Consider the following 20,264-nt stretch of genomic DNA (forward strand, 5'->3'; position numbering starts at 1 on the left):
TCCCTCTGGGAGAAGGTGGCGCGAAGCGACGGATGAGGGTTCGGGCGAAGCGTGATCGTTGATGTTCGCGCAAGCTCCGTACCCTTACCCCAGCCCCTCTCCCGATGGGAGAGGGGCTTTCAGGAGCCAATCCTTGCAGATCCACGACATCCGCATCGAAACCGACCGTTTGATCCTGCGCCCGCCACGGGTCGAGGATTTCGACGGTTTCGCGGAACTGCAGGGCAATGCGGATGCGGCCCGTTTCATCGGGGGGCAGGTGACGCGGCCGGAGGCGTGGCGGCGTTTCCTGTGGCAACCGGGCGCGTGGCTCGTGCAGGGCTTCGGCATGTTCGGCGTGATCGAGAAAGGCAGCGGCCTGTGGATGGGCCAGATCGGGCCGTGGAAGCCGGAAGGCTGGCCGGGCAACGAGATCGGTTACGCCTTCCATCCACGTGCCTGGGGCAAGGGCTATGCCATCGAAGCCGGCACCGCCGCGATCGACTGGGCCTTCGACAACCTCGGTTGGGACGACCTCATCCATTGCATCGATCCCGGCAATGTCGCCTCGCAGAACGTGGCGAAGCGCCTGGGCTCAACGATGAAAGGTCCGGGCAGGCTGCCAGCTCCGTTCCAGGACGTGGCGATCGATGTCTGGGGCCAGACCCGCGAGCAGTGGCGCCAGCGCCGCGCACGGTCATGAATGTGGCTGCTCGGGTCGATCCGGTGACGGCATGGCAGCAGGCACTCGCCGCGGCGATCCCGGACCTGCACCGTCATTGCCGTGATCCGTGGACGCTGATCGGCAGCGCCGCGGCGCGACTGGCCGGTGCCGAGGTGGCGGTGGCCGACCTCGACGTGCTGACCAGCGTCCGCGACGCGGACACTTTGATCGGGCACTGGCAGGCAAGACGCGATGAGACCTGGGTGTTGCCCTCCGCGGAGCGCTTTCGCTCGCGTTTCGCCCGTTTCCTTTTCCCCGGCCTGCCGGTGGAAGTGATGGGCGGCCTCGAACTGTGCGGCGAACGCGGCTGGAAGCCGGTGCGGATCGGCGAGGTCGTCACGGTGGACGTGGTCGGCCTCGCGGTGCCGATTCCCGCAGTGGTGGAACAGATCCGCGTGCTGGAAAGTTTCGGACGTCCCAAGGATCTGCAGCGCGTGGCGCTGCTGAAACAACTGAGTAGGGAAAGGCCATGATCACCATCTACGGCATGCGTGCCTCGGGCAATTGCTACAAGCTGCAGTTGCTGCTGGACCAGCTGGGCCGCGACTACCGCTGGGTCGACGTCGACAGCGCGCACGGCGAGACGCGCACGCCGGATTACCTGGCGAAGAACCCGAACGGCAAGGTGCCGCTGCTGGAGCTGGAGGATGGGCGCCGGCTGGCGGAGTCCGACGCGATCCTGTGCTACCTCGCCGAAGGCACCGCCTATTGGCCGAATGGAGCTGGGCCCGAGGATGCATGGCTGCGCGCGCAGACGCTGCAGTGGCTGTTCTTCGAGCAGTACAGCCACGAGCCGTGCATCGCGGTGGCGCGCTTCATCCGCGGCTGGCTGCCGCCCGACCACCCGCGCCAGGCCGAACTCCCCGCGCTGCTGCGGAAGGGCACGCAGGTGCTGGCGGTGATGGAACAGCATCTGGCCGGGCGCGACTGGTTCGTCGGCGAGCGCTACGGCCTCGCCGACATCGCGCTGTACGCGTACACCCATTGCGCCGGCGACGGCGGTTTCGACCTGTCCCCGTACCCGAACATCCGCGGCTGGCTTGCCCGTGTGCAGGCGCAGCCGGGCCATACTCCGCTGCAAAATTGACCCCCACTCCTTCCTGTCGATAACGCCATGTCCATTCCGTTCACCCTCAGCGCCCGCCACAAGGGCTTCAATCGTGCCGAGGTCGTCGACCAGAACTTCATCGAGTTCGTGCAGCTGTGGCGGGGCGACGTGCGCGCCGCGCCGCGCGACGACGCAGCCGTGCTGCCGGGCAGTGCGCTGGACGCGCGCGGTTTCCGCGAGTTGCTCGAATCGCAACTGATCTCGCGCCACCTCGACCTGATGGCGCGCGTGCTGCGCGTGCAGAACAAGGTGTTCTACACGATCGGCTCCAGCGGGCACGAAGGCAATGCGATGGTGGCGCGGCTGAGCCGGCATACCGATCCGGCGTTCCTGCATTACCGCTCCGGCGGCTTCATGGCCGAGCGTTTCCGCAAGATCCCCGGCATGGATCCGGTAATGGACTCGGCGCTCTCCTTCGCCGCCAGCAAGCAGGATCCGGCTTCCGGTGGCCGCCACAAGGTATGGGGCAGCAAGCCGCTGTGGGTCTTGCCGCAGACCTCGACGATCGCCTCGCACCTGCCCAAGGCGCTGGGCACCGCGGTGGCGATCGAACAGGCGCGGCGCATCGGCCACACGCTGCCGATCCCCGAGGACAGCATCGCGATCTGCTCGTTCGGCGACGCCTCCAGCAACCACGCCACCGCGCAGACCGCGTTCAACGCCGCGGCATGGACGGCCTACCAGAAGCTGCCGGCGCCGGTGCTGTTCGTGTGCGAGGACAACGGCATCGGCATCTCGGTGAAGACGCCCTCCGGCTGGGTCGCGAACAACTACCAGCACCGCGCCGACCTCGACTACTTCTTCGCCGACGGCCTCGACCTGGCCGAAGGCTACGCCCAGGTGCAGCGCGCGGTGGAGCATTGCCGCACGACGCGCCGGCCGACCTTCCTGCATCTGAGGACCACCCGCGTGATGGGCCACGCCGGCACCGATTTCGAGATCGAGTGGCGCAGCATCGAGGAGCTCTTCGCGGTCGAGTGCTCCGACCCGCTGCTGCGCTCGGCCGGCATCGCGCTGGAGTCGGGCCTGTACTCGAAGGATGCGCTGCTGGGCCTGTACGAGGCCACCCGCAAGCGCTGCTTCGCCGCCGCCGAAGAGGCGGATTCGCTGCCGCGGCTGACCTCGCTTGCCGAGGTCATGAAGCCGCTGGCGCCGTACACGCCGGCTGCGGTGAAGGCCGAGGCCGAGCGTGCCGACTACGCCGACAAACGCCTGGCGGTGTTCGGCGGCGAGGCGAAGCTGCCGGAGAAACTGCCGCCGCGGCACCTGGCGATCCAGATCGGCCAGGCCCTGCACGACCTGCTGGCGAAATATCCCGAGGCGCTGCTGTTCGGCGAGGACGTGGCGCAGAAGGGCGGCGTGTACACCGTCACCAAGGGTCTCAACAAGGCGTTCAAGGGCAGCCGCGTGTTCAACACGCTGCTGGACGAGACGATGATCCTGGGCCTGGCCCAGGGCTACGCGAACATGGGCATGTTGCCGATCCCGGAAATCCAGTACCTGGCGTATTTCCACAACGCCTGCGACCAGATCCGCGGCGAGGCGGCGTCGCTGCAGTTCTTCTCCAACGGGCAGTACCGCAACCCGCTGGTGATGCGGGTAGCGTCGCTGGGCTATCAGAAGGGCTTCGGCGGCCACTTCCACAACGACAACTCGATCACCGCGCTGCGCGACATTCCCGGCCTGGTGGTCGGCTGTCCCAGCCGCGGCGACGACGCAGCGATGATGCTGCGCACGCTGATGGCACTGGCGAAGGTGGACGGCCGCGTGTGCGCCTTCCTCGAGCCGATCGCGCTGTACATGACCAAGGACCTGTACGAAACGGGCGACGGCCAGTGGCAGTTCGACTATCCGGCGCCGGACCAGGCGATGACGCCGGGCGAGGGCCGCATCTACCACGAGGCAGCGAACGACCTGGTGGTGTTCACCTTCGGCAACGGCGTGCCGATGGCGCTGCGCGCCGCGCGCACGATCGAGCAGGAACTGAAGTGGAAGGTACGCGTAGTCGACCTGCGCTGGCTGGCGCCGCTCAACGACGCCTTCATCGTGGCGCAGGCATCGAGCGCCAAACGCATCCTGGTGCTGGACGAGGGTCGCAAGAGCGCCGGCGTGGGCGAAGGCGTGATCACCGCGATCGTCGAGGGCGGCCATGGCGCCACGCCGATCAGGCGCGTGGTCGGCGCCGACACCTTCACCCCGCTGGCCGGTGCGGCGCTGCTGGTGCTGCCGGGCGAAGCCGAGGTAGTGGCGGCGGCGCGGGAGCTGGCGCAACGCTGATCGCGGCCGTTTCAGCGCTCGCGTTTTTCCGCCACGTGGAGGTGCGGGCCGTCCGGCGGCAACTTGCTGCTGGCGTGCAGCGACACCCGGTTGCGGCCGCCGAGCTTGGCGTCGTACATGGCCTGGTCGGCGCGGTCGACCAGCGATTCCACGTCGTCGCCCTCGCGCCGCAGGGCGATGCCGATGCTGACGGTGAGCAGCAGTGGATCGTCGCCGACGGGTATCTCCAGGCTGTGCACGCGCCGGCACAGGCGGGTTGCCACGTGCAGGGCCTGCAGCGCCGGCGTGCTGTCGAGCAGGGCGACGAACTCCTCGCCGCCGTAGCGGCCGAGCATGTCGGCGGGTCGCAGTTCGGCGTTCAGCGCCTTGGCTACGGCAACCAGTGCGCGGTCGCCGGCGTTGTGGCCCTGGCGGTCGTTCAGCAGCTTGAAATGATCCAGGTCGAGGAACAGCAGCGCGATCGGCCGCGGCGGGCCGCCGGACAGCAGGGCTCTGGCTCGCTCGCTCCAGGCGCGGCGGTTGAGCACGTTGGTGAGCGCGTCGTGGTCGGCCAGCACGCGCACGATGTCACGGTCATGGCGCAACCGGAGCGCGCGGTCGGCCAGGCCGATCGACAGCACGACCGCCTCGAACGCGCCGCCAGCCAGGCTGGCATCGTTGAGCCAGTCCAGTTGCGGCAGCGCACCGCCGACCTGGGCGCTGGTCAGCGCGGTGAGCAGCAGCAGCGGCGTCCAGCCGGCGAGGAAAAACCACGCCTGGCGCGAGCCGCGCGCGGCGGCGACGCAGGCGGCCACCAGCAACAACACGGCGCCGATCATCAGTAGCGGGTTGAGCAGCGCCTGCGCCATATCCACCAGCAGCGGAAGCCGGCTGCAGCGCATCAGTACCAGCAAGGTCATGCTCACCGCCAGCGCCACGATCGGCACCCGCAGCAGCGGCGCATAACGTGGCAGCTCGCAGAAACGCATCATGAACAGCGAGGCGAACGCGACCGACAACGCCACCGCGGCCGAGCCGGCCAGCAGGATTGCGCCGGCCAGCCACTGCCACTCCATCGGGTGGAACAGGAAGCCGGTCTGGATGCCCTGGATCAACGCATAGCAAAGGACGTACCCGGCGTACCAGGCATAGGTGACGTCGCGCAGCATCAGCGCGAAACACACCGCCATCAGCACCATCGCCAGCATCACCGCGAAACAGGCGCTGGCGAACGCCAGCCATTGCGCATCCTGCCTCGCGTACTCGACGGGCGACTGCAACTGGAACCGCACCGGCGCACTCAGCAGCGACGATGGCTCGAACCTGAGCAGGATGGCTGCCGATGCAGCGGTGCCGGCCGGTACCTGCCAGGCCAGCCGGCCGTGGCCATGGACCGTCGCGCCGAAGTCGTCGAGCGCCAGCGTTCGCGGGGCGCCGTGTTCGTACACCGTGACCGCACCCAGCGTGGGCGGATAGATCGTCAGCACGCGCCCGGCGTCGTCCCATGGCGGTTGCGGCGCGAGCACCACCCAGCTGCCGCTGTCGCTGCCGGGAAAGCGTTGCAGCAGGGACGGATCGAAACTCTGCAGCAGGCCGGCGCGGTACTCGTCCAGCGCGACTTGCGGCGTGTCGCCGGGGCGTGCCTCGCGCCAGGCGCCGTTCATTGCGGTGGCGGCGTGGGCCGGCCCGCCCAACAACCACAGCAGACCGAGCACGAGACCGCACCACGACCGCCTGCAGTGGCCCGGTACCGGCGTTGCGCTGAGCCTCTCCATTTGCCCTTCTCCCCGATGCGATCCTTGTACATGGGTTCATGTGGATATTGCGTTTCACTTGGCCGACCAGACACGAACGCCCGCCCGAGGGCGTCACGCTGCCGCATCTTTCGCTTCCAGGTCAAGCACGGGCCGTGCCAGTGCATGGCCGGGCTGGCTTGCGGCGCCGGTCGGCCGGCCACGGTTCCAGCCGGCCCGGACGCATGGAGTCGCTTGTGGCGGGTTCAGGCGGGCCGGCGCGCGCCCAGCGTCACCAGCACTTCCTGCGCGTTGCGGATGCGCTCGCTGGCCCCGGGCAGGTCGAGGACCACCTTCAGCTTGTCCTGCCCCTCCAGCTTATATACGTGCGGCTGACGCTGGATCAGCTTGATGATGGTCATCGGATCGACCTCGGGCTTCTTGCGGAACACGATGCGGCCGCCGCTGGCGCCGAAGTCGAGCTTGCGGATGCCGAGCGGGGTGGCCATCAACTTCAGGCTGGCCACGGCAAAAAGCTGCCTGGTCGGGTCGGGCAACAGGCCGAAGCGGTCGATCATCTCCACCTGCAGGTCGCGCAGCTCGTCCTCGCTGCGCGCGCTGGCGATGCGCTTGTACAGGGTGAGCCGCGCATGCACGTCAGGCAGGTAGTCGTCCGGGATCAGCGCGGGCAGGTGCAGCGCCACCTCGGTTTCGTGTTCGGAGCTCAGGTCGAAATCCGGCATCTTGCCCGACTTCAGCGCGCGCACCGCGCGGTCCAGCAGTTCGGTATAGAGGCCGAAGCCGATCTCCTGGATCTGGCCGGACTGCTCGTCGCCGAGCAGCTCGCCGGCGCCGCGGATTTCCAGGTCGTGGGTAGCCAGGGTGAAGCCGGCGCCGAGTTCCTCCAGCGAGGCCAGCGCCTCCAGCCGCTTCTGCGCGTCGGCGGTGATCGACTTGCGATCGGGCACCACCAGGTAGGCATAGGCGCGGTGGTGCGAGCGGCCCACGCGGCCGCGCAACTGGTGCAGCTGGGCCAGGCCGAAGTGGTCGGCGCGGTCGATGATGATGGTGTTCGCGGTGGGAATGTCGATGCCGGTCTCGATGATGGTGGTGCACACCAGCACGTTGAAACGCTGCCGATGGAAATCCGCCATCACCTGTTCCAGCTCGCGTTCGGGCATCTGGCCGTGGGCGATGCGGATGCGCGCGTCCGGCACCAGCTCCTCCAGTTCGCGCACGGTGCGTTCGATGCTCTGCACCTCGTTGTGCAGGAAATACACCTGGCCGCCGCGTGACAGCTCGCGCTGCAGCGCCTCGCGGATCGTCGCCGGGTCCCACGCCGTGATGAAGGTGCGCACGGCCGAGCGGTGCGCCGGCGGCGTGGCGATCAGCGACAGGTCGCGCAGGCCGGCCATCGCCATGTTCAGCGTGCGCGGGATCGGCGTGGCGGTCATCGTCAGCAGGTCGACCTCGGCGCGCAGCTTCTTCAGCTGCTCCTTCTGGCGCACGCCGAAGCGCTGCTCCTCGTCGACGATGACCAGGCCGAGGTTCCTGAACTTGACGTCCGGCTGCAGCAGCTTGTGGGTGCCCACGATCACGTCGATCTGGCCGTCGGCGAGGCGCTTCAGCGCCTCGTTCACTTCCTTGGTCGACTTGAAGCGTGACAGCACGTCCACCCGCACCGGCCAGTCGGCGAACCTGTCCGCAAAGTTGCGGTAATGCTGCTGGGCGAGCAGGGTGGTCGGCACCAGCACGGCGACCTGCTTGCCGGCGGTGGCGGTGGCGAACGCGGCGCGCAGCGCGACTTCGGTCTTGCCGAAGCCGACGTCGCCGCAGATCACCCGGTCCATCGCGCGCGGCGCGGCCAGGTCGGCCAGCACGGCCTCGATCGCGGTTTCCTGGTCGGGGGTTTCCTCGAACGGGAAGGTGCTGCCGAACTCCTCCACCAGCTGGCGGTCGATCGGCAGCGATTCGCCGCCGCGCGCCTGCCGCTGCGCGTAGATCGCCAGCAGCTCGGCGGCGACGTCGCGCACCTTCTCCGCCGCCTTCCTGCGCGCACGTTCCCACGCATCGCCGCCCAGCGAATGCAGCGGCGCCAGCTCCGGCGCGGTGCCGGAGTAGCGGCTGACCAGGCCCAACTGCGCCACCGGCACGTACAGCTTGTCGCCCTTGGCGTATTCGATGGTGAGGAACTCGCCATCCATGCCGCCCACGTCCATCGAGAGCAGGCCCTGGTAACGGCCTACGCCATGGTCGACGTGCACGATCGGCGCGCCGATGGTGAGCTCGGTGAGGTCGCGGATGATCGCCTCGGGGTCGCGCGCGGCGCCGCGGCGGCGCTTGCGCTCGCGTTCGCTGCGCACCCGCTCGCCGTACAGCTCGCGCTCGGTGAGCACGGTGATTGCCGGCCTGGTCAGCGCGAAGCCCTGTTCCAGTGGGGCGATGGTGATGGCAAGCCGCGGCCCCTCATCCTTGGCTCCCTCCCCTGCTGGCAGGGGAGGGTTGGGGTGGGGTGCTTCTGCTGCTTCTTTGCCAGCCGGAGCAACCCCCTCCCGCCCTCCCCCTGCTAGCAGGGGGAGGAGAAAAGCGCTCCAGCCATCGATCACCTCAGGCTTAAGCCCCGCCGCCGCCAGCGTCTCGATCAGCGCTTCCCGCCGCCCCGCCGAATCCGCCGCGATCAGCACGCGGCCCGGATAGCTGGCCAGGAAGTGCCGCAGCGACGTGCCCGGTTCCTCGCCCTTGCGGTTGAGCGGCAGTTCCGGCGCCGGCTGGGTGCCGCTGTCGATGGCATGCTCGTGGCCGGCGTCGACCACCTCCACGCGCAGCCGCTGGTTGAGCTGTTCGCGCAGTTTCTCCGGCGGCAGGTAGAGCTCGGCCGGCGGCAGCACGGGCCGTTCGATGTCGTGCGCGCGCTGCTCATAGCGTTCCGCGGTCTGGGTCCAGAACTGGTCGGCGGCTTCGCCGGCACCTTCGCCGAGCACGAACAGCGCGTTGCCGGCGAGGTAATCAAACAAAGTCGCGGTACCTGTATGCGGATCCCCCGCAACACCCCGCACATCCATGTGCGGACTCCTGACAGGGAAGAACAGCGGCAGGTAGTATTCGATGCCGCCGGGCGTCACGCCTTCCTTCATGTCCTGGTACAGCGGGCAGCGGCGCACGTCGATCGGAAAGCGCTCGCGCAGGTTGCCGCGAAATTCCTTCGCCGCTTCCTCGGTGAGCGGGAACTCGCGCGCGGGCAGCAGCTCGACCTTTTCCACCTGCTGCTGCGAGCGCTGGGTCTCCGGGTCGAAGCTGCGGATCGACTCCACCTCGTCGTCGAACAGCTCGATGCGGTACGGCTCGGCGGTGCCCATCGGGAAGATGTCGAGCAGCGCGCCGCGCACCGCGAAGTCGCCCGGCTCGGCCACCTGCGGCACGTTGCGGTAGCCGGATGCTTCCAGCCGGCGTTGTTCGCTGGCGAGGTCGAGCTTCTGGCCCTTCGCCAGCACCAGCCCGGAGCCGGTGATATGCGAGCGCGGCGCGATCCGCTGCATCAGCGTCGCCACCGGCACCACCAGCACGCCGCGCTTCACGTTCGGCAACTGGTACAGCGTGGCGATGCGCTGCGAGACGATCTCCGGGTGCGGGCTGAACGCGTCGTAGGGCAGGGTTTCCCAGTCCGGGAAATGCAGCACCGGCAGGCCGCCGGCGAAGATCTTCAGTTCCGCCTCCAGTGCCTGCGCGCGCTGGGTGTCGCGCGCCACCACCACCAGCAGGCCGTCGTGCGTGCGCGCCGCCTCGGCCAGCTGCAACGCCCGCGCGGAGCCGTGCGGCGGTGTCCAGTAGCGGCGTTGCTTCGGGGTGGTGGGCAGCGGCGGGTGCTTGATCGGGCTGGGCATGGGGGATGCGAGTTCGAGGCGCCGCCATCGAGCCGCGCCGGGGAAAGCGGGCAAGTGTAACGCGATGCGCCCCTGCACCCTTCCTGCGGCATGCACCTCCGATCGCGGAGGAGGGGGCCGTTCGCTCAGAGCTTCAGCGTGATCAACGCGGTGCCCGGTTCGTCCAGCAGCAAGCGCTGGGCGAAGCCCAGTTCCCTGCACAGCTGCAGCATCGGCCGGTTCTCCAGCAGCACGTAGCCCCACAGCTCGGCCAAGCCGCGGCGACGGCAGTCCTCGACCAGCTGCTGCATCAGCAGGGCGCCCAGGCCGCGGCGACTCCAGTCGTGTTCCACCAGCACCGAGAACTCGGCGCTGTCGGTGGTTTCGTCGACGAAGATCCGGCCCACGCCGCGCATCTCGGCCGGCTTGATCGACTCGTCCATCAGCACGAAGGCGGTCTCGAACGCGGGATCGATGCGACACAGCCGCTGCGCCATCGGCGTCGGCAGCTCGGACATCGCATGCAGGAAGCGCCGCCGGATGTCCTCCGGCGACAGCCGGGTGAAACAGCGTTGCATTGCCGCCACGTCACCCGGCTCGATCGCGCGCAGCACCAGCTCGCGGCCGTCCTCGGTGCATACATGCTTGCCCCGTGGCGTGGACTGCACGTGCGGGCGCGCAAAGCGCTCGTGGGCGCGCGGGGGCAGGGAAGCGTGGCGGGTCGGGGCAGTGAAGTCGATGGCGGGAATCATGGCAGTTCCGTACTTTTACGTATTGTGTGCGGCGCAACATTAATTTGCAATGACGGCCTCCGCGGTGCGCTGTCGCATGCGTACGATACGCCGGTCGTGATCGGGCGGCGCCATGTTGCGGCACGGAATATCGTGGCGTGGCAGACAGGCGGCGCCCCGCCCCTCACAATGGCGAGACTGGCCTTCCATCCATGGAGCATGGCGTGACCGGCAAACCGTCCCGCGGCCTGGGCGCCGCCCGACTCGCAGCGCTGTGCGGCCACTGGCCAGGCGTCTCCCGCGATACGAAATGGGGCATCGACATGGTGTTCAGCGTGGACGGCAAGATGTTCGCGGTGATGCCGTCGGACGGCAGCGAGGGTGGGCGGCTGTCGTTCAAGGTGGCCGACGACCGTTTCCTCGAACTCACCGACCAGCCCGGCATCATCCCCGCGCCGTACCTGGCACGGGCGCGCTGGATCTCGGTGATCGAACCGCAGCGCTTCGCCACGGCGGAGCTGGAAGCGTTCATCCTCGACGCCTACGTGTTGGTGCGCGCGAAGCTGGCGAAAAAACGGCAGGCCGAACTGGGCCCGCTTCCCACCCTCGAGGCAGGGCGAAAATGAAGCAGCATCTGGGCGCGCTTGCACTGCTGGTCGCCGACTACGACGAGGCGATCGCCTGGTACACCCGGGCGCTCGGTTTCGCACTGGTCGAGGACGCCGACCTGGGCGACGGCAAGCGCTGGGTGCTGCTGGCGCCGCCCGGCTCCAGCGAAACCCGCCTGCTGCTGGCGAAGGCGAAGGGCGACGAGCAGGCCTCGCGTGTCGGCAACCAGACCGGCGGCCGCGTGTTCCTGCTGCTCCATACCGACGATTTCCAGCGCGACTGGCAGCGCATGCGCGCCGCCGGCGTGCACTTCCGCGAGCAACCGAGGCACGAGGCCTACGGCACGGTGGCGGTATTCGAGGACCTGTACGGCAACGGCTGGGATTTGCTGGAGCCAAAACGCTGAGCGCTTCAAAAGATCGCGCGCCAATGCATAGGGCGGGCACTGCCCGCCGCTCTGACCATCAAGAGCTGGCGGGCGGTGCCCGCCCTACAAAGCTACGGCATGGTTTCTCCGCGCGCTACCAGACCAGGTCGTCCGGCACCTGGAACCGCCTGTAGTACTCGTCGTCCGCGTCGCTGCCGCTGCCGGCTTCGGCGCGACCGTGGTCGAGCACGATCATCGCCGGGTCGCGCTCGCGGATCTTGTCGGCGGCGACCCGCGGCAACAGTTCGTAGCCCTCGCCGTGGCGCACGATCACCAGCGCACCGGCAGCCAGCTGCGCACGCAGCGCCTCGTTGACCAGCACATCCCTGATCCGCTCGCCATCGGTGAAGCGGTAGGCGATCTCGCCCCCGCGCTTCACCTTGTGCGCTTCGACGATCTGCCGCACCTGGGCGCGTGCTTCGCTCGCCCGCGCCTGCGCATTGCGCTCGGCGGCCAGCGCGCGATCACGCTCGGCCTTGTCGGCCAGCAGCCGTTGCGCTTCCGCCTGCTCGACTCCCGGCGTCAGCGGGGCCTTGCCCAGGTGCTTCTTCGCCTGCTCGCGCACGACCTTGGCCACCTGGCCCTTCTTGACCAGGCCGGCCTTGAGCAGTTGTTCCTGCAGGGGATTGCGCATGACGGTATCGGTGGTGCGGGAAGTGGGCGGAAACTCAATGCGCGCTGGCGTCGATCAGTTCCACGTCGAATACCAGCGAAGCGTTCGGCGGGATGTCGGCGCCGGCGCCGCGGGCACCATAGCCGAGTTCGGCGGGGATCAGCAGGGTGCGCTTGCCGCCCACGCGCATGCCGGCGACGCCCTGGTCCCAGCCGTCGATCACCCGGCCGGCGCCGAGGGTGAAGTTGAATGGCGCGCCATGGTCGTACGAGCTGTCGAACTTGCTGCCGTGCTTGTCGCTGGCGTTCTCGTCGTAGAGCCAGCCGGTGTAGTGGACCAGCACGTCCATGCCGGCCTTCGCCTCGACGCCGGTACCGACCTTCCGGTCGATCACGGTGAGCTTGTCGACCTTGCCGCTGGCATGGGCCTGGGGCGGCGCGCTGCAGGCGACGAGGGCAAAGACGGCGAGCAGGGGCAGCAACCAGCGCATGGGAAGACTCCGGTAGACGGAAGGGATCGGGCGGAGATTATGCGGGAAACCGCGGCGCGGCGGCCGGCGGCGGCCCGTCAGCTGACCAGTTCGGCCGCAACCATCAGCCTGAGCGGATCGACGGCGACCGCGTCGCTCTCGTTCATCAGCTGCAACTGGCCGTCCTGCACCAGCGCCTGCAGGCGCATGCCCCGTTGCAGCAGTTCGACCAGCGCGGTCACCGTCGCGGCGGGGATGTCGAGCACGCTGAGGTTCCTGTGGCGGCCGAGCGCGTGGCCGACCTTGTTCCACCAGAGTTCCGCCGCGTTGCCGCCGTAGTTGAGCACCACCACCTGGCGCGAGCGGCCGCAGGCCTTGCGGATGCGCGCCTCGTCGGGCTGGCCGACGTCGAGCCACAGCTCGATCTCGCCGGTGTACGCCTTGCGCCACAGCGCCGGTTCGTCCTCGTCGCTGATGCCCTTGCCGAACTCCAGCCGCTCGTCGGCATACAGGGCGAACGCCAGCAGGCGCACCATCAGCCGCTCCTCGGTCTCGGAGGGGTGCCGCGCCAGGGTCAGCGCGTGGGTGGCGTAGTAATGCCGGTCCATGTCGCTGACCTGCAGTTCGACCTTGTAGATGGTGGCGTTGAGTGCCATGCGGGTGCCTTCGGACAACAAGCCGTCCATTCTACGCGCAGGCATGGATCGGCGGTCCGCGGATTAGACTGGCGGCCCACATGGATACTCCCGCCGTGCCTTTCACCCGCGACAGCGATGCCAGCACCGTGCACCTGCCGGCCGGCAATTGGGCGACCGTGCTCGACGCGCTGTGCGCCCGCTTCGCCGCGATCGGACGCGCGCAGTGGCTGGAGCGGATCGCGCGCGGGCGCGTGCTGGACGGGCGCGGCGTGGCGATCACGCCGCAGACGCCGTACCAGGCCGGGTTGCGCATCCACTACTACCGCGAGGTGGTGGCCGAGCCGGTGATTCCGTTCGCCGAAGCCGTGCTGCATGTCGACGAGCACCTGGTGGTGGCCGACAAGCCGCATTTCCTGCCGGTGACGCCGTCCGGCGGGTTTGTCGAGCAGACCCTGTTGCGGCGCCTGGTCCGGCGGCTGCACAACCCGCAACTGGTGCCCCTGCACCGGATCGACCGCGCGACTGCCGGACTGGTGCTGTTTTCGGCGAACCCGGCGAGCCGGGCGGCGTACCAGGCGCTGTTCCGCGAGCGCCGGATCGACAAGTGCTACGAGGCGCTGGCGCCGGCCTTGCCCGCAGCGTCGTTTCCGCTGCTGCGGCGCTCGCGCATCGTGGCTGGCGAGCCGTTCTTCCGCATGCGCGAGGTGGCGGGCGAACCGAACAGCGAGACGCGGATCGAAGTCATCGGCAGGAGCGATTCCTGCTGGCGCTACGCGTTGTTCCCCCGCAGCGGGCGCAAGCACCAGCTGCGCGTGCACATGGCGGCGCTCGGCGCGCCGATCGTCGGCGACACCCTGTACCCCGCGCTGGCCGAAGCGGCCGCCGACGATCACGCCAACCCGCTGCGGCTGCTGGCGCGGGAGCTGGCCTTCGACGATCCGCTGTCCGGTGCGCCGCGACGTTTCGAGAGCCGGCTGGCGTTGCGGTGAAGGGGCGGCGGCCCGGATGCGGGTTGCCGCTCCCCCGCGCCAACGGGTAACCCCCAGCAGCCATTCCACGCTATCTTCCACCGCAACATCCGCTTTGGGGAGAAGCGCCCAGTGAGTTCACAAGCCATGCCCGGCGCGTCGTCGCGCGTCGAATTCAGCATTCGCGGCCTGGTCATCGGCATCGTGATCACGGTGGTATTCACCGCCGCCAACGTGTTCTTCGGCCTCAAGGCCGGCCTGACCTTCGCCACCTCGATCCCCGCCGCGGTGATCTCGATGGCGATCCTGCGGACGATGAAGAACTCCACCATGCAGGAGAACAACATCGTGCAGACGGTGGCCTCGGCCGCCGGCACGCTGTCCTCGATCATCTTCGTGCTGCCCGGCCTGATCATCATCGGCTGGTGGAACGGCTTTCCGTTCTGGATGTCGTTCGGCATCTGCGCCACCGGCGGCGTGCTGGGCGTGATGTACACGATCCCGCTGCGCCGCGCGCTGGTCACCGATTCGGGCCTGCCGTACCCGGAGGGCGTGGCCTGCGCCGAGGTGCTGAAGGTGGGTTCCGGCGGCGGCGAGGAGGCGGCCGGGTCGGTGGAGTCCGGCGGCGCCGGACTCAAGGCGGTGATCGCCGGCGCGATCGTCTCGGCGGTGTTCTACGTGGTGGTGCAGACCCGGCTGTTCGCCGATGCGGTGTCCAGCTATTTCCGCGTGGGCGACAAGGGTGCCGCCACCGGTTTCGATTTCAGCCTGTCGTTCGCGCTGTTCGCGGTGGGCCACCTGGTCGGGCTGTGGGTGGGCGTGGCGATGCTGGTCGGCGCGCTGATCGGCTGGGGCTGGGCGGTGCCGCACTTCCTGCTGCTGCATCCGGCCGCCGGCCCGGTCGCCGATGCGGCGCAGGGTGCATGGAGCCATTACGTGCGCTTCGTCGGTGCCGGCACCATCGGCGTGGCGGCGATCTGGACGCTGGCCAAGCTGGTCAAGCCGGTGATCGGCGGCCTGGCCGGCGCGATGGCCGCCTCGCGCGTGCGCAAGGCGGGCCAGCTGGCCACGCTGCCGCGCACCGAGCACGACATGCCGATCGGCATGGTGGGCCTGATCACGCTGCTGTGCCTGATCCCGGTGGGGTGGCTGCTCGGCCATTTCAGCAACATCAGCGGGCTGGGCGAGCACACCACGTTACTGGTGGCCGGCGGCGTGGTGTTCGTGGTGATCCTCAGCTTCCTGGTTTCCGCCGTGTGCGGCTACATGGCCGGCCTGATCGGTTCGAGCAACAGTCCGCTGTCGGGCGTGGGCATCCTGGTGGTGATCATCGCCGCGCTGCTGCTGGTGCTGGGCGTGAAGTCGATGCTGCCGGCGGAAGCGGGCAAGGCGCTGGTGGCCTTCGCGCTGTTCATCACCGCCATCGTGTTCGCGGTGGCCTCGATCGCCAACAACAACCTGCAGGACCTCAAGACCGGCCAGCTGGTGGACGCCACGCCTTCGCTGCAGCAGTGGGCGCTGGTGATCGGCGTGCTCGCCGGCGCGGTGGTGATCCCGCCGGTGCTGGATCTGCTCAACCAGGCCTACGGTTTCCTCGGCGCGCCGGGCGTGGACCCCGCGCGCGCGCTGCCGGCGCCGCAGGCCGGCCTGATCTCGGCGCTGGCGCAGGGCGTGATCACCGGCAACATCGACTGGAGCCTGATCACCATCGGCGCGGCGATTGGCGTGGGCATCATCGTGCTGGACGAGGCGCTGGCGCGCACCGGCAAGTCGATGCGGCTGCCGCCGCTGGCGGTGGGCCTGGGCATCTACTTGCCCACCTCGACCACGCTGATGGTGGTGGTGGGCGCGCTGGTCGGCGCATGGTTCGACCGGCGCGCCGAGCGCGGCCCGAGGGCGGAGGCGACCAAGCAGCTGGGTGTGCTGCTGGCTTCCGGCCTGATCGTGGGCGAGAGCCTGCTCGGCGTGGTGGTGGCGGCGCTGGTGGCGTTTTCCGACAAGCTGGGCTTCGCCAACCGCAACGCGCCGCTGGCGCTGATGGGCGAGAGTTTCCACACGGCGGCGATCTGGATCGGCGGTGCCGTGTTCGTGCTCGTCACCACGGCGCTGTACCTGTGGATCGCGCGGATGGGACGGGCCTCGGCGGCGTGAGTGGCCATGCGAACCGCCACCGCAGGGTGATCCGGCGCGGCGCTCCGTTCATGGCCTGAGCCGGGCGAGGCCGTACACTAGGCAGTTCCCAGAGGAATCGGTCGCCGCGTGGAGCAGGAAAAAGTCGAGCGGGTTGCGGGCGCCGGGCCAGCATTGGCCGCGCCCGGCCAGCGCATGATGTGGCTGCGCCGGCTCGCCGGGCCGCTGGTGTCGGTGGCCATGCTGTGCCTAGCGCTGTGGGCGCTGCACCTGCTCGCCAGAGAGGTGAGCTATCACCAGGTGCGCCGATACGTGCAGGGCATTTCGCATGCCCGCCTGCTGCTGGCGGTGCTGTTCACCGCATCGGGTTACGCGGTAATGATGCTTTACGACCGCTTCGCGCTGGCCTCGATCGGCCGCCGCTTGTCGTGGCGCCGGGTCAGTCTGATTTCCTTCATCAGCTATGCCTTCAGCAACGCGGTGGGCATGTCGCTGCTGGTGTCCGGCTCGATCCGCTACCGCTTCTATATCCAGAGCGGCCTGTCCACCGGCGAGGTGGCCAGGGTGGTGCTGTTCTGCACCACCAGTTTCTGGCTGGGCCTGCTGGCGCTGACCGGCGTGACCCTGCTGCTGGTGCCATTGCCGCCGAATCTGCCGCTGGCGCTGTTCAGTCGGTTGCTTGGGGGCTTGCTGACCGTGCTGCCGCTGGCCTGGCTGGTGGCCGGTCGCATGCTGCCCCAGCCGCTGCGCTTGTGGCGCTGGCGCGTGAGCCTGCCGTCGCCGGCCACCGCGTTGCGGCAGATCCTGGTCGGCGCGTTCGACTGGGGGCTGGCCGCCGCCGTGCTCTACATCCTGATGCCGGACGAGCTGAACAACGGTTTCGGGCATTTCCTGGCGATCTTCGTGATTGCCCAGATCATCGGCCTGATCAGCCATGTACCAGGCGGTCTCGGCGTGTTCGAGGCGGTGATGCTGGCCGGCTTCGGCGCCACCGGCAACGAGGCGCTGGCCGCGCCGATCCTTGGCGCGCTGGCCGCGTTCCGCGCCATCTACTACCTGCTGCCGCTGTGCACGGCGACCGTGCTGGTGTTGCAGCGCGAGGCACGCGGCTTGCGCGAGAAATCCCTGCTGACGCCGTGGTTCACCGGCTTGCTGCCCGCGTTCTTCGCCGGACTGACTCTGGTCTCGGGCGCGGTGCTGCTGTTTTCCGGTGCGACCCGCGCGCTGCCGGCGCGCATGGCGATCCTGCGCGACGTGCTGCCGCTGTCGGTGCTGGAGGTGTCGCATCTTCTCGCCAGCGTGATCGGCATGCTGCTGCTGATCCTGGCCCGCGGCCTGCAGCGCCGGCTGGACGCGGCCTACGGGCTGACCCTGGTGCTGCTGCTGGCCGGCGCGGTGTTCTCGCTGCTGAAGGGCATCGACTACGAGGAGGCGACCCTGCTCACCTTGCTGGCGATGGCGCTGGCGCCGGCGCATCGGCTGTTCTACCGGCGCGCTTCACTGTTCAGCACCAGCTTCTCGGTCGGCTGGATCGTGGCGATTGTGGCGGTGCTCGGCTGCGCCACTTGGCTGGTGTTGTTCAGCTACAAGCATGTCGATTACAGCGCCGACCTGTGGTGGGAATTCAGCTTTCACCAAGGCGGTGCGCCGCGTGCGTTGCGCGCGCTGGTCGCCGCAACGGTGGCGGGCATGCTGTTCGCGTTGGCCAGCCTGATCCGGCCGGTACGCCTGCAGCGCGAGCCGCCGAGCGAGGCGGAGCTGCAGCAGGCGCTGCCGCTGATCCGGCAATACCCTTCCGCGCAGGCGCATCTGGCCCTGATGGGCGACAAGAGCCTGCTGTTTGGCCCCGATCACAAGGCGTTCGTGATGTTCGATACCGAGGGGCGCAGCTGGGTGGCGATGGGCGATCCGGTGGGCAGCGACGAGGATGCCCGGCGCGAGCTGGTCTGGACGTTTCTCGAACAGTGCGAACGCGCCGGTGGCTGGCCGGTGTTCTACCAAGTGAACCCGGCCGACCTGGACCTGTATCTGGAAGTGGGTCTGAACCTGCTGAAGATCGGCGAGGAGGCGCGGGTGCGGCTGGCCGGCTTCAGTCTCGACGGCAAGTCCAGGAAGGTGCTGCGCAACACGGTGAACAAGCTGACCCGCGACGGCCTGCGCCTGCAGATCGTCCCGGCCGAAGCGGTGGCGCCGCTGCTGCCGCGGCTGAAGGAAGTCTCCGATGCGTGGTTGCGCGACAAGAACGTGCGCGAGAAGCGCTTCTCGCTGGGTGCGTTCGAGCCGCGCTATCTGATGCGCATGCCGATGGCGGTGGTGTGGCAGGGCGACCGGCCGGTGGCGTTCGCGAACCTGTTTCTCAACGAGACGAAACAGGAGGCCTCGGTGGATCTGATGCGGCACGTGCCCGATGGTCCTGCCGGGATCATGGACTACCTGTTCGTGGAACTGATGCAGTGGGCACGCGCCGAAGGCTATCGCTGGTTCAACCTGGGCATGGCGCCGCTGGCCGGCTTGCACAACCGGCGGCAGGCGCCGCTGTGGAACCGCTTCGGCGCACTGGTGTTCGGTCGCGGCGAGCGCTTCTACAATTTTCGCGGCCTGCATCAGTACAAGAACAAGTTCGATCCCGAATGGGAGCCACGCTACATGGCGGTGCCCGGCGGCATTGCCTTGCCGATGATCCTGGCCAACGTGGCCAGCTTGATCTCCGGTGGCCTCTCCGGCGTGGTGCGCCGATGAAACGCAGGAGGGTGATCATGCTGGCAGTGACCGGTTCATGCCTGTTGGGTCTCGCGCTGATCTGGAGTCCGTGGTCGCGGGTCAGCCTAGAAAAGGCCACCGTGGTCTTGCCGGTCGCCGGCATCAGCGCGCCGGCGCCGGCCGGCAAGGGCGACGTCATGGCGATCATCTATTCCGGTGACGGCGGCTGGGCCGACCTGGACCGGCGCCTGGGCATCGCGTTCATCGACCGCGGCATTCCGGTGCTCGGCGTCAACACGTTCAAGTACTACTGGCGCGAGCGCAGCCCGGGGGAGTCTGCGCGTGAGCTCGATGCGCTGATGACGAAATACCTTGGCGCATGGGGCAGGCAGCGGATCTGGTTGGTGGGATTCTCGTTCGGCGCCGATGTGCTGCCGACGATCATCGGCAAGCTCAGCCCGGCCAATCGCGCGCGGATCACCCAGCTGGTGCTGCTGTCGCCCAGCCGGGATACGGCTTTCGAGATCGAGCTTGAGGGCTACATGATCAAGCAGGGCTGGTTCAAGGAACACGTCAAGACGCTGCTGCAGCACATCAATCCGGTCCGGCATTACGACACGCTGCCGCCGTTGCAGGCCTTGCAGGCGCAGCCACCCACGGTCTGCTACTACGGCCGGGACGACAGTGACGACAGCATCTGCGACGAACCCGGCTTGCCCGCATGGGTGACGGTCCACGCCAAGCAGGGCGGCCACCATTTCGACGGCGGTTACCAGCCGTTGGCCGCGCAGATGCTGCAGGAATTGCCGGCCGCTGAGGGCACTCGCTGAACAGCCATAGCCCTTCGTCGATCCGTTGGCGCACTATGGGCAACCACGGCCGGGTGCGGGGTCCGACCGTCACGTCAGCGAGGAGACTTCCATGTTGGACTGGTTGGGTTACCGCAAGGAATTGAACGGTCGCATCGGCGAGATCGGCAAGCTGAGTCCGGATACGTTGAGGGGCTACCAGGTCCTGACCGGCGCCGGCGCGAAAACCGGTCATCTCGACGCCAAGACCCGCGAATTGATCGGGCTGGCGGTGGCGGTGACCACCCGCTGCGACGGCTGCATCACGGTGCACGTGGGCGAGGCGCTGAAGCATGGCGCGACCCGCGAGGAGATCGCCGAGGCGCTGGGCGTGGCGGTGGCGCTCAACGCCGGCGCGGCGCTGGTGTTTTCCGCGCGCGTGATGGATGCGGTGCACGAGCACAGCGGAAGCTGAACCCGCCGGCCGGATCCAGCCGGCCGCCACGTACAATGCCGCCACTGTTCGAGGTG

The 20,264-nt window shown here is 68.5% G+C and carries 17 protein-coding genes; 11 read left to right on the top strand and 6 right to left on the bottom strand.

The window, feature by feature from the left end; genetic code table 11:
* Positions 1 to 133: 133 nt before the first annotated feature.
* From AC1Q5A_RS06075 to AC1Q5A_RS06090, 4 genes are read left to right on the top strand one after another with little or no spacing between them, the layout of a single operon-like run.
* Positions 134 to 682: a GNAT family N-acetyltransferase gene (locus AC1Q5A_RS06075; RefSeq protein ID WP_492699304.1), complete on the top strand. Its 549-nt coding sequence runs from the start codon at positions 134 to 136 to the stop codon at positions 680 to 682.
* Positions 679 to 1,176, top strand: a complete 498-nt coding sequence (locus AC1Q5A_RS06080) for a nucleotidyltransferase family protein (RefSeq protein WP_492699306.1) — start codon at positions 679 to 681, stop codon at positions 1,174 to 1,176. The genes AC1Q5A_RS06075 and AC1Q5A_RS06080 overlap by 4 nt, the downstream gene beginning before the upstream one ends.
* A complete protein-coding gene (locus tag AC1Q5A_RS06085) occupies positions 1,173 to 1,790 on the top strand; it encodes a glutathione S-transferase family protein (RefSeq protein ID WP_492699308.1) in 618 nt (205 codons plus the stop codon). Before AC1Q5A_RS06080 ends, AC1Q5A_RS06085 begins: the two co-directional genes overlap by 4 nt.
* 27 nt (positions 1,791 to 1,817) lie before the next feature.
* Complete coding sequence (locus tag AC1Q5A_RS06090; RefSeq protein ID WP_492699310.1) at positions 1,818 to 4,088, top strand: thiamine pyrophosphate-dependent enzyme; 2,271 nt, start codon at positions 1,818 to 1,820, stop codon at positions 4,086 to 4,088.
* Positions 4,089 to 4,099: 11 nt separating this feature from the next.
* Here AC1Q5A_RS06090 and AC1Q5A_RS06095 read toward each other — a convergent pair whose 3' ends face one another.
* The 3 genes from AC1Q5A_RS06095 to AC1Q5A_RS06105 form a co-directional block, all read right to left on the bottom strand.
* Entirely contained in the window at positions 4,100 to 5,842 is a 1,743-nt protein-coding gene (locus AC1Q5A_RS06095) for a sensor domain-containing diguanylate cyclase (RefSeq protein WP_492699312.1), read from the bottom strand.
* A gap of 224 nt (positions 5,843 to 6,066) precedes the next feature.
* On the bottom strand, positions 6,067 to 9,681 hold the full coding sequence (mfd, locus tag AC1Q5A_RS06100) for a transcription-repair coupling factor (RefSeq protein ID WP_492699314.1): 3,615 nt from the start codon (positions 9,679 to 9,681) through the stop codon (positions 6,067 to 6,069).
* Positions 9,682 to 9,806: 125 nt separating this feature from the next.
* Positions 9,807 to 10,412, bottom strand: coding sequence for a GNAT family N-acetyltransferase (locus AC1Q5A_RS06105; RefSeq protein ID WP_492699316.1), 606 nt, complete (start codon positions 10,410 to 10,412; stop codon positions 9,807 to 9,809).
* A gap of 203 nt (positions 10,413 to 10,615) precedes the next feature.
* Between AC1Q5A_RS06105 and AC1Q5A_RS06110 the strand changes: the two genes are divergently transcribed.
* Complete coding sequence (locus tag AC1Q5A_RS06110; RefSeq protein ID WP_492699318.1) at positions 10,616 to 11,017, top strand: MmcQ/YjbR family DNA-binding protein; 402 nt, start codon at positions 10,616 to 10,618, stop codon at positions 11,015 to 11,017.
* On the top strand, positions 11,014 to 11,406 hold the full coding sequence (locus tag AC1Q5A_RS06115) for a VOC family protein (RefSeq protein WP_492699320.1): 393 nt from the start codon (positions 11,014 to 11,016) through the stop codon (positions 11,404 to 11,406). Before AC1Q5A_RS06110 ends, AC1Q5A_RS06115 begins: the two co-directional genes overlap by 4 nt.
* Positions 11,407 to 11,521: 115 nt before the next feature.
* Here the strand turns inward: AC1Q5A_RS06115 and AC1Q5A_RS06120 are convergent, their stop codons facing one another.
* The 3 genes from AC1Q5A_RS06120 to AC1Q5A_RS06130 all read right to left on the bottom strand — a co-directional run bounded on the left by AC1Q5A_RS06120 (position 11,522) and on the right by AC1Q5A_RS06130 (position 13,165).
* Positions 11,522 to 12,061, bottom strand: a complete 540-nt coding sequence (locus AC1Q5A_RS06120; protein WP_492699322.1) for a DUF2058 domain-containing protein — start codon at positions 12,059 to 12,061, stop codon at positions 11,522 to 11,524.
* Between the two features lie 34 nt (positions 12,062 to 12,095).
* On the bottom strand, positions 12,096 to 12,530 hold the full coding sequence (locus AC1Q5A_RS06125; RefSeq protein ID WP_492699323.1) for an FKBP-type peptidyl-prolyl cis-trans isomerase: 435 nt from the start codon (positions 12,528 to 12,530) through the stop codon (positions 12,096 to 12,098).
* A gap of 77 nt (positions 12,531 to 12,607) precedes the next feature.
* A complete protein-coding gene (locus tag AC1Q5A_RS06130; protein WP_492699698.1) occupies positions 12,608 to 13,165 on the bottom strand; it encodes a YaeQ family protein in 558 nt (185 codons plus the stop codon).
* An 80-nt stretch (positions 13,166 to 13,245) separates the two neighbouring features.
* Here AC1Q5A_RS06130 and AC1Q5A_RS06135 point away from each other — a divergent pair, with 80 nt between their 5' ends.
* The 5 genes from AC1Q5A_RS06135 (at position 13,246) to AC1Q5A_RS06155 (ending at position 20,208) form a co-directional block, all read left to right on the top strand.
* Positions 13,246 to 14,136 (top strand): pseudouridine synthase, encoded by an 891-nt coding sequence (locus AC1Q5A_RS06135; RefSeq protein ID WP_492699325.1) that lies wholly within the window; start codon positions 13,246 to 13,248, stop codon positions 14,134 to 14,136.
* A 126-nt stretch (positions 14,137 to 14,262) separates the two neighbouring features.
* Complete coding sequence (locus tag AC1Q5A_RS06140; protein WP_492699699.1) at positions 14,263 to 16,266, top strand: OPT family oligopeptide transporter; 2,004 nt, start codon at positions 14,263 to 14,265, stop codon at positions 16,264 to 16,266.
* 108 nt (positions 16,267 to 16,374) lie between these two features.
* Positions 16,375 to 18,984 (top strand): bifunctional lysylphosphatidylglycerol flippase/synthetase MprF, encoded by a 2,610-nt coding sequence (mprF, locus tag AC1Q5A_RS06145; protein WP_492699326.1) that lies wholly within the window; start codon positions 16,375 to 16,377, stop codon positions 18,982 to 18,984.
* Positions 18,985 to 19,001: 17 nt separating this feature from the next.
* Entirely contained in the window at positions 19,002 to 19,775 is a 774-nt protein-coding gene (locus AC1Q5A_RS06150) for an AcvB/VirJ family lysyl-phosphatidylglycerol hydrolase (RefSeq protein WP_492699327.1), read from the top strand.
* 91 nt (positions 19,776 to 19,866) lie between these two features.
* A complete protein-coding gene (locus AC1Q5A_RS06155; RefSeq protein WP_492699328.1) occupies positions 19,867 to 20,208 on the top strand; it encodes a carboxymuconolactone decarboxylase family protein in 342 nt (113 codons plus the stop codon).
* Positions 20,209 to 20,264 lie beyond the last annotated feature (56 nt).

It is taken from the genome of Rhodanobacter sp. GW835-FHT13D09, from assembly GCF_058793995.1.